Below are 8870 nucleotides of genomic sequence, written 5' to 3' on the forward strand. Positions count from 1 at the left end.
TGCTACAGCAACAACGGTGGGCAATACGGTTTTAGCGGGTGCTACCAGAGCAGCAGCCTGATGTTCAGCGTGCCGGTGAAAAGCTGGTATCTGAATGCCGGCTACAGCGCCAGCAAGAATGAAGGCCGCAATGTGCTGCCTGTTCAACTGGATGATAACGCGGTGGTGCCGCAGTGGGCGCGCCGCAACCTCTACAGCAAAACGCAGACCACCACCTGGCAGGCTGGCCTTGGGCGCGGCTTCAGCGTCAACGGCATCAATATTAATACCAGCGCCAATCTCTTTACCCGCACCAGCAGCAGCGGAACCCAGCGTGATAATGGCGGCTTCCTCTCGGTTTCACTCTCGCGTGTCAGCACGCCGACCGTCGATTCACGTTCGAGCTACAGTTCGCTCGGCATGACCTACCAAACCGATCGCAACAACAAAGATCAGATTGGCTATAACGTGGCGCAGAACTGGTATTTCGATGCACAGAATCAGCAAGAAATTGGCGTGAACCTCAACGGTAATCAGGAAAACAAACTGAATGCTTCCGTTTATGGCAAAACCGGCGGTGAATACGGCAGCGGCAGCCTGGCGGTCAGCTCGGCATCGTCCGGTTCATCCGCTCAACGCTTTAGCAGCAGCGGCAGCTATAACTCCTCTTTGGCGGTAGCGCGTTCCGGTCTGTATTGGGGCAAATGGGGCAACGGCCTGCCCGGTGCGGCGGTCGGTTTGCATGTGGCGAGCAGCGATGAGAGTCGCGATACCCGGGTGGATGTCTCGGTTGATGGCGCGGGCAGCGCCAGCCTGCATGGCACCGGCCGCACACTCTTCAGCGTACCGGCTTATACCCAGAGCGCGATCAGCATCAATGATTCCATCGAATCCACCGACGGGATGCGCAGCGAAATTACTCAAGGTGCCGGACGACGCACGCTGTTCATCTCGCCGGGCCGCATGCTGGTTAGCAAGGTGAATATTGTTTCGCGCTACACCTGGCTCGGCAGGCTGATGATCAATCAACAGCTTCCACTGGAAGGTGCCACGCCGCTGAATGTCGCCAGCTGGTCCGGTTTAGGCCAGGGCGGATTCAGCGCTGAGACCGATCACCGCATAAAAAATCTCTACATGGTGCGCGGCATGCAGATGTACCGCTGTGAAATGAAGGTGAAAAGCACCCATGACGTGGTGCGTTACGTCGGCGATAGCGACTGCAAACCTATCGAACTGGCTTCAGTGCCGCAGGATGTGCAGCAACGAGCAAAAATGCTGATTGTCACCCGCCAGGCGGATGAGGTTCCGCTGGCTCGCACCGCTTCTTCTGCGTCGCAACAACAATAGGGATTTTGGATGAAAAGTAGCTTTCTTAGCGCGCTGACGCTGTTTTGGTTGATGGTCAACACATTGGCGCAGGCCGCCACGCTCACACCTTCTGGGCGCAATACCAGCGTAGCCGTAACATTTGACCGCATGTCAGTGCCGGCGCAATTGCCGATCTGGACCAATGAAAACGGCGGTTACGATACCAACGATGCGCCAAAATGGGGCCGCAACACGCTGGTTTGCCAGTCGCGCACCAGCAATCAATATGGTGCCTGCCTGACATTACCTGTCTGGCTGGAAGCGTCTCCGTCACCCTATCCCGTGCCGCTATTGTTTACCGAAAGCAGCACCAAACAGACGTTGGTACTGAATGTCTATCTTACCAAAAGGCGCTCATTGAATAATGTGGTGGTGGCGACCAATCTGGCGCCGATGAATGCTTTTGGCGGTGCCGTTACGCCGCGTGGCGATGGCACCGATTATTCGGCCTATCTTCCCTCTTCCGAGCTGAGTAAATTCCCGTCGGCGGGCACCTGGAGCGCGACGTTGAAAATGTCGCTGATGCAGTGGCCCGTGACCTCTTGCACGGGAAATTCGCAGAACGTGAACGTGGGGTGTACCAACGTGACGAAGATGGGTGACTGGATCGCCAGCATGACCTTTAAGGTGACGGATTACGGTAATCAGCAGATTTATCTGCCGGAGTTTGGCAATGCGGCCGCCACGGTTGATCTCGGTTTAAAAACCTTCCCCGGTGCGCGCGCCACCACCAGCGTCAGCGGCAGCCGTTCGCTGGATATGTGCCTGTACGACGGCAATAACTCTGACAGCAACCGAGTGAGCATCTTATTTCAGGACGAAGGTGCAGCCGCGCCCGCCAGAGCCACGGGGTTGTTTTCGTTATATCGCACAGGCGCGGACAAAAATCTGGCGCAAAATCGTCTCGATTATGCGATTGAAGTGATTAACCCGCTGACCAAAGCGCGCCAGACAGTTGAGAACGGCAGTGAAATTATCTGGAGCGGCACCAACAGAGGAGTGTTAAGGCGTGTGGTGTTGCCGGGCCAGAGCAATTCGGTGCTGTGCGTTCCTGCTCCGATACAACTCATTACGCCAGCCTTCACCTTGTCGTCAAAAACAGCGGGCCGTTATCAGGGCACGTTGAGAATTATTTATACCCCGACGACGCAATAATGGCGCGGGCGGTGATGACATTATCCGATGTTTTCGTAGGGTGCGCATTTATGCGCACCAGGTCGCCATAAATGGCGACCGTGCGGGGTAGGTTTAAAAATTATTGGTGAAGCGCTGATAGAGATGCAGGCTGTTTTTTAGGTTGAGTTTTTTAACGATCTTATTTTGATGGCTGTAGAGTGTTTTTTTATTTATACCGGTTATTTTCGCCACACCTTCAATCGATTCGTAAGTGAATAAACAACACAGGAAGTTGAATTCTTTACGGGTTAAATGATTATTGATGGCGGGAGCAGCCAACAGCTGGCCGTTTTTATGCTGGCACAACATCATCGCCAGCCTGGTACTGATGGTGCCGATTGGAGATTTTTTATCGATAAAACAATCGGCTGTAATGGCATGAGTGCTGTAATTAATCTTGTTTTTCACTGAATCTGAAAAGAAAATCAGCGTCGCATTTAAGGTGATTTTCAGTCTGGTCAGATAATCTATCTGAACCAGCGCCGTGCGGAAGTTTATCGGCAAATCAAAAATAATAATCGGTGAAAGACTGGCGGTTTTTTCCCTGTCACTCATTAGCGTCTTCATTTCACGAAGCGTATTACAGCAAGTGATATTTGAATGTTCCAGCAGCGCAATTAAGCCCTGCTGGTGATAGCAAGACTGATCCAGATAAATGACATCCATGATTAATTTCCGATAAATATCCCTCATTCTGCGAATACTATCGGCTTACCGGCGGAAATTAACTGTCCATTTTTGGTGCTAAATAATTCACGTGATCGACCGGTCGATTTAACAGTAGACCGGGCACAAAGTGTTACCTCTGTGCCCGGTCTGATCTCACATTAAGCCTGGGCGCGCGCGGCGATGATGCTCTCAGCCACGTTGCGTGGTGCTTCCGCGTAGTGCGCAAACTCCATGCTGTAGGTTGCGCGGCCTTGCGACATCGATCGCAGCGTGGTGGCGTAGCCAAACATCTCGGACAGCGGCACTTCGGCGCGAATAATGCGCGCACCAAAGCGTTCATCCATGCCCTGCAGCGTACCGCGGCGTGACGACAAATCGCCCATCACGCCACCGGCATACTCTTCCGGCGTTTCCACTTCCACCTGCATCAGCGGTTCGAGGATCACCGGATCGGCCAGTTTCGCGGCGGCTTTGAAGCCAAAGATCGCCGCCATGCGGAATGCCATTTCTGACGAATCGACATCGTGGTACGAACCAAACGTCAGCGTGGCTTTGATGTCCACCACCGGATAACCGGCCAGCACGCCGCTGTTCAGCGCTTCACGAATACCCTTCTCCACCGAAGGAATGAACTCGCGCGGCACCACGCCGCCTTTGGTGGCGTCTTCAAAGGCAAATCCGGCCCCCGCCTGCTGCGGCTCCAGCGTCAGCACCACATGGCCGTACTGACCTTTACCGCCCGACTGACGCACAAACTTGCCTTCCACGTCGCGTACCGTTTTGCGAATGGTTTCGCGATAGGTAACCTGCGGCCGACCGATGTTGGCTTCCACGCCAAACTCGCGCTTCATGCGATCAACGATAATCTCCAGATGTAACTCGCCCATGCCGGAAATGATCGTCTGGCCCGATTCCTCATCGGTGTGCAGACGGAACGAGGGATCTTCGGCCGCCAGCCGCTGCAGCGCCAGGCCCATTTTCTCCTGATCGCTCTTGGTTTTCGGCTCAATCGACAGCGAAATTACCGGATCGGGAAACTCCATGCGCTCCAGCGTGATCACCGCATTAGGATCACACAGCGTTTCGCCGGTGGTGACCTCTTTCAAACCTACACACGCGGCGATATCGCCAGCACGAATCTCTTCGATCTCGATGCGGTCATTGGCCTGCATCTGGACGATGCGACCAATGCGCTCTTTGCGCCCTTTCACCGCGTTCCACACGCTGTCGCCTTTGCGCAGCACGCCAGAGTAAACGCGCACGAAGGTCAGCTGTCCGACGTAGGGATCGCTCATCAGCTTGAACGCCAGCGCCGAGAACGGCTCACTGTCATCCGCATGACGTTCATCGTGTTCGCCCTGCTCGTTGACGCCGCTCACCGCCGGTACGTCGAGCGGCGAAGGCATCAGTTCAATCACCGCGTCGAGCATGCGCTGCACGCCTTTGTTTTTGAACGCACTGCCGCACAGCATCGGCTGGATTTCACCGAGCAACGTGCGCTGACGCAATCCGGCAATCACCTCGTCTTCACTGAGATAGCCCTGCTCCAGATAGCGATCCATCAGCGCTTCGCTGGCTTCTGCCGCTGCTGCCACCATGTTCTCGCGCCACTCGGCGGCAAGTGCCTGCAACTCAGCAGGAATCGGCGCATAGCTGAAGCTCATGCCCTGGCTGGCGTCGTCCCAGTAAATGGCGCGCATTTTGTTGAGATCGACCACACCGCTGAAGTGCTCTTCCGCACCAATAGGAATGACAATCGGCACCGGATTGGCGTGCAGGCGGTCTTTCATCATCTGCACCACGCGGAAGAAGTCCGCGCCCTGACGGTCCATTTTGTTGACGAAGGCGATGCGCGGCACATGATATTTATTGGCCTGGCGCCACACGGTTTCAGACTGCGGCTGCACGCCGCCGACGGCGTCATACACCATCACCGCGCCATCAAGCACGCGCATTGAACGCTCAACTTCGATGGTGAAATCGACGTGTCCGGGCGTATCGATGATATTGATGCGGTACGGCGTGAAGCTGCCGTCCATGCCCGGCCAGAAGCAGCTCACCGCCGCCGAGGTAATGGTGATACCACGCTCCTGCTCCTGCGCCATCCAGTCGGTGGTTGCCGCGCCATCGTGCACTTCACCTAACTTGTGGCTCATTCCGGTGTAAAACAGGATGCGCTCAGTGGTGGTGGTTTTACCGGCATCGATGTGCGCGGAGATGCCGATGTTACGATAACGTTCGATGGGGAGGGTTCGGGGCATGATGCGTCCTTAGTCATTCGACTAGTTATGCGGCGCGCACCATTGCCCGCCGCTGCGCAACAGCCTAAACCTATTGTACGAGTAAATACGAACAGTTTGAGCCTTTTTTAAACATCGTTAAAATCTTGTATCTGATTCAGCATTTACGGGCTGGAAAGCCGTCGCCGGTCACTTTAAGGTAAGGCTTTCACTCTCAACGGGAAAATTGACCATGCGTATTCTGGTAGTCGGCGCCGGCGCCACCGGCGGCTATTTCGGTGCGCGTCTGGCGCAAGCAGGACGTGATGTGACTTTTCTGGTGCGCGAGCGCCGCTTTCAGCAGTTGCAGCAAACCGGTCTGGTGCTGAAAACGCCATCCGGCAGCGAAGTGATTCAGCCGCAGCTGGCGCAGGCCGGCTCGCTGGATGGGCATTTTGATCTGATTATTTTGACGGTGAAAAGCTTCGCGCTGGATCAGGCGATGAATGACATCGCGCCCGCTGTCGGTCCTGACACGCTGATCATGCCGATCCTCAACGGCATGCGACATATCGATACGCTGCGTGCACGCTTTGGCGACAAGGTGATCGGCGGCTTATGCAAAATCAACGCCACACTGGGTGAAAACGGCGAAGTGCTGCAGATGACGCCGCTGCATATCCTCTATTACGGCGCGCTGGACGGAAACAACGATGCGCGTTTGCAGCGCGTGGATGAAGCGCTGCGTGCGGCGCAGTTTGATACGGTGTTTGCCGACAACATCATCAGCGAGCTGTGGGAAAAATGGTTGTTGCTCAGCACGCTTGGTGCGGTGTGTTGTCTCGCGCGCGGTAATACGCAACAGGTGCTGACGTCTCAAGGCGGCGAAGCGATGTTGCAAAGTGTATTTGGTGAAGTGTTGGCGGTGCTGAGTGCGGAAGGTTATCAGCAGCGCCCGGCGGTGACGGCGAAGATTTATGAGACGCTCAATAATCCCAAAGCGGCGATGACCTCGTCGATGTATCGCGATTTAACCCAGGGCTTTGAGATTGAGGCCGATCAGGTGATTGGCGATCTGCTGGTGCGCGGCACACGTAGCGGCGTGGTGACGCCGTTGCTGAACGCGGTGTATGTCAATTTGCAGGTGTACGTGCAGGGTCTATAAAACGGGTCGCCAGGGATGACAATCCCCGAATTGGTTTTTCGTAGGGTGCGCATTTATGCGCACCAGGTCACCATGAATGGCGACCCTACGCAGATAGTGTGAGTGACTGGTACATCATAGCCGTGACTGCACGCCTGGCAACTGCTTCAGGCGTTGCCAGCCGGCTTCCACCGCTTCTGGCACCTCGACGTGGCCAAGGAAACCTTTGCCGCGCGGCCCGTAACCATTTTCATCGTCACGCAAGCGCTGGATTTCCCCCATCAGCAGCGAGAGAAAACGCTCCATCGACCACAATCCTTGCGGCGGCGCACCGATGATGCGCAGCATGCCTGCGTCCATCTTCACCTGCGGCACAAACACCGGCCAGCTGATAAATTCCGGCGCATCCGCGCGATCGCGCCATTGATAGCGGAAGGTTTCCCAGGTGCGACGCTGCATTAGCGGATCCTGCACCAGCAGCACGCGCTGCGGCTGCCATTTGTGCTCATCCAGCAGTTTCTGGCTGAAGGCGGCGTTTTCCCCACAGTTGCGTGAAGCGGTTTCCAGCAGCAGCAGATCGTCCGGCAGCGCGGCAAAGACGCGGGCGACATCGCCTAACAATTCGGCTTCGCTTTTATCTTTGCTGTCGATTTGGCGATACAGCGGATGCGCCGCGAGCATCTCCACCAGCAGCGGCGTTGAGTGGCCAATGCCGCCGCTGATCAATAACGGCAGCTGATACTTTTTCGCCACGGCAATCACCGCTTCCACGTTCGGTAGCACCGCGTGACCGGCGAGAATGGCTAAATCGATATCGAGCGTGCCATCTTGTGGCATCTGATCCAGCGCCAGCCAGGCCGCCAAGGTATTGATATCCTGAATCTGATGGTTAGTGAGTTGCATCCGGTTCTCCTCTTTATACCTTTGGCAGTGTAGCGGCTTAAGTGCGTGTCGGCAGGGAAAAATTTGCTACACTCGCAGCTTAATCTTCAGGAGAGATTCATGACTGCGCGCTCCGTAACCCTCGACGATGTTGCTCATCTGGCTGGGGTTTCTTATCAAACCGTTTCCCGCGTCCTCAACCATTCCGAGCAGGTTTCGCCGCGCACCCGCGCCAAAGTAGAAGCCGCGATGCAGCAACTCAACTATGTGCCGAATCGCGTGGCACAGCAGCTGGCGGGTAAAAACACCCGTACGCTGGGACTCGCCACCAGTGATTTAGCCTTGATGGCGCCCGCACAAATCGCTTCGGCGATTCAGCAACGCGCGGCAGCGCAGGGTTATCATCTGGTGATCGCCATGGCGAATCCCGACAGCGCGCCGCAGGACACTGTGAATGAACTGCTGGCGCAGCGCGTAGATGCGCTGCTGATCAACCTGCCGCTGGATGCCGCGCAGGCCGCGCAGATTCAGCAGCAGTGCGACCACAAACCGGTGCTGTTTCTCGATGTGGAGCGCAGCGCTGAAGTGGCGCAGTGCCAGTATCAGAGCGAATCCGGTGCGCAGCAGGCGGTTGATCATCTGGTGGCGCTCGGCCATCGTCAGATTGGCGTGTTAAATGGCCCGGCAAGTTCTGCATCGGCGCGCGCGCGTTTCGCTGCGTGGCAGCAAGCGCTGGCCGCGCATCAACTCACGCCATTCTGCGTGCTGAGCGGTGACTGGAGCGCGGCAACGGGCTATCAGGCGCTGCTGGCGCAGTTACCTGACCGTCTGCCGCAGGCGCTGCTGGTGGCTAACGATCAGATGGCGCTCGGCGCGATGCGGGCGCTGCATCAACATGGCGTGAGGATCCCGGCGGAGATTTCGCTGATTGGCTATGACGATACGGCGGAAAGCGCGTGGTATCAGCCGCCGTTAACTACCGTGCGTCAGGATCTGCAGCAGTTGGGCGTGGTGAGCGTTGATCGCTTGCTGGCTCAGCTGGAAGGCGGCGATGTGACAGAGAAGACGCTGGAAACCGAGTTAGTGTTGCGGGAAACCACGGCAGCACCGCTGCAGGATGAAGTGGATGTGGCGGAGATTGCGCAGCAGTTGCAGGTTCTGGCACGCAAGTTGAAGCGCACCTCATAAATAGGTGAGGTGCGCCTGGTCGCCATGAATTTCGTAATGCTTGTCAATCGGTCGCCATAAATGGCGACCCTACGGGAGCGCGAGTTTTACGGCGTCTTCGGCGTGGATCAAGGTGGTATCGAACAGCGGAACGCTGGCGTCCTCAGCTTTCACCAGTAAGGTGATTTCGGTACAACCAAGAATGATCGCCTCTGCGCCCTGCTCCACCAGCTCGGCAATAATCTTGCGGTATTGCGCGCGCGATT

General features: G+C 56.3%; 7 protein-coding genes and 1 pseudogene. 4 read left to right on the forward strand and 4 right to left on the reverse strand.

The genetic code is table 11. The features are described 5' to 3' along the window. Both RTY00_RS13715 and RTY00_RS13720 read left to right on the forward strand, forming a co-directional pair. A pseudogene (locus RTY00_RS13715) lies at positions 1-1326 on the forward strand (CS1-pili formation C-terminal domain-containing protein); the annotation flags it as partial. 9 nt (positions 1327-1335) lie between these two features. Then, complete coding sequence (locus RTY00_RS13720; protein WP_312664824.1) at positions 1336-2502, forward strand: CfaE/CblD family pilus tip adhesin; 1167 nt, start codon at positions 1336-1338, stop codon at positions 2500-2502. A gap of 93 nt (positions 2503-2595) precedes the next feature. Here RTY00_RS13720 and RTY00_RS13725 read toward each other — a convergent pair whose 3' ends face one another. Both RTY00_RS13725 and fusA read right to left on the reverse strand, forming a co-directional pair. Continuing rightward, positions 2596-3189 carry a LuxR C-terminal-related transcriptional regulator gene (locus RTY00_RS13725; protein WP_312664825.1) on the reverse strand — a complete coding sequence of 198 codons (594 nt, stop codon included), beginning with the start codon at positions 3187-3189 and terminating at the stop codon, positions 2596-2598. Positions 3190-3350: 161 nt separating this feature from the next. Continuing rightward, positions 3351-5453 (reverse strand): elongation factor G, encoded by a 2103-nt coding sequence (gene fusA / locus RTY00_RS13730; protein ID WP_312664826.1) that lies wholly within the window; start codon positions 5451-5453, stop codon positions 3351-3353. 211 nt (positions 5454-5664) lie between these two features. On the opposite strand from fusA, the gene RTY00_RS13735 reads away from it, so the two are divergent. Next, positions 5665-6576, forward strand: coding sequence for a ketopantoate reductase family protein (locus tag RTY00_RS13735; protein WP_312664827.1), 912 nt, complete (start codon positions 5665-5667; stop codon positions 6574-6576). A gap of 114 nt (positions 6577-6690) precedes the next feature. Here RTY00_RS13735 and RTY00_RS13740 read toward each other — a convergent pair whose 3' ends face one another. Next, a complete protein-coding gene (locus tag RTY00_RS13740; protein ID WP_312664828.1) occupies positions 6691-7458 on the reverse strand; it encodes a YdcF family protein in 768 nt (255 codons plus the stop codon). Positions 7459-7557: 99 nt separating this feature from the next. On the opposite strand from RTY00_RS13740, the gene RTY00_RS13745 reads away from it, so the two are divergent. Continuing rightward, entirely contained in the window at positions 7558-8625 is a 1068-nt protein-coding gene (locus RTY00_RS13745) for a LacI family DNA-binding transcriptional regulator (RefSeq protein ID WP_312664829.1), read from the forward strand. Between the two features lie 69 nt (positions 8626-8694). On the opposite strand, the gene RTY00_RS13750 is transcribed toward RTY00_RS13745, so the two are convergent. Next, the coding region (locus RTY00_RS13750; protein WP_312664830.1) for an aspartate/glutamate racemase family protein at positions 8695-8870 on the reverse strand (176 nt) is incomplete at its 5' end.

Origin of the sequence: Pantoea sp. CTOTU49201, from assembly GCF_032054795.1 — a bacterium.
In the GTDB taxonomy this organism is placed as follows: domain Bacteria; phylum Pseudomonadota; class Gammaproteobacteria; order Enterobacterales; family Enterobacteriaceae; genus Pantoea; species Pantoea symbiotica.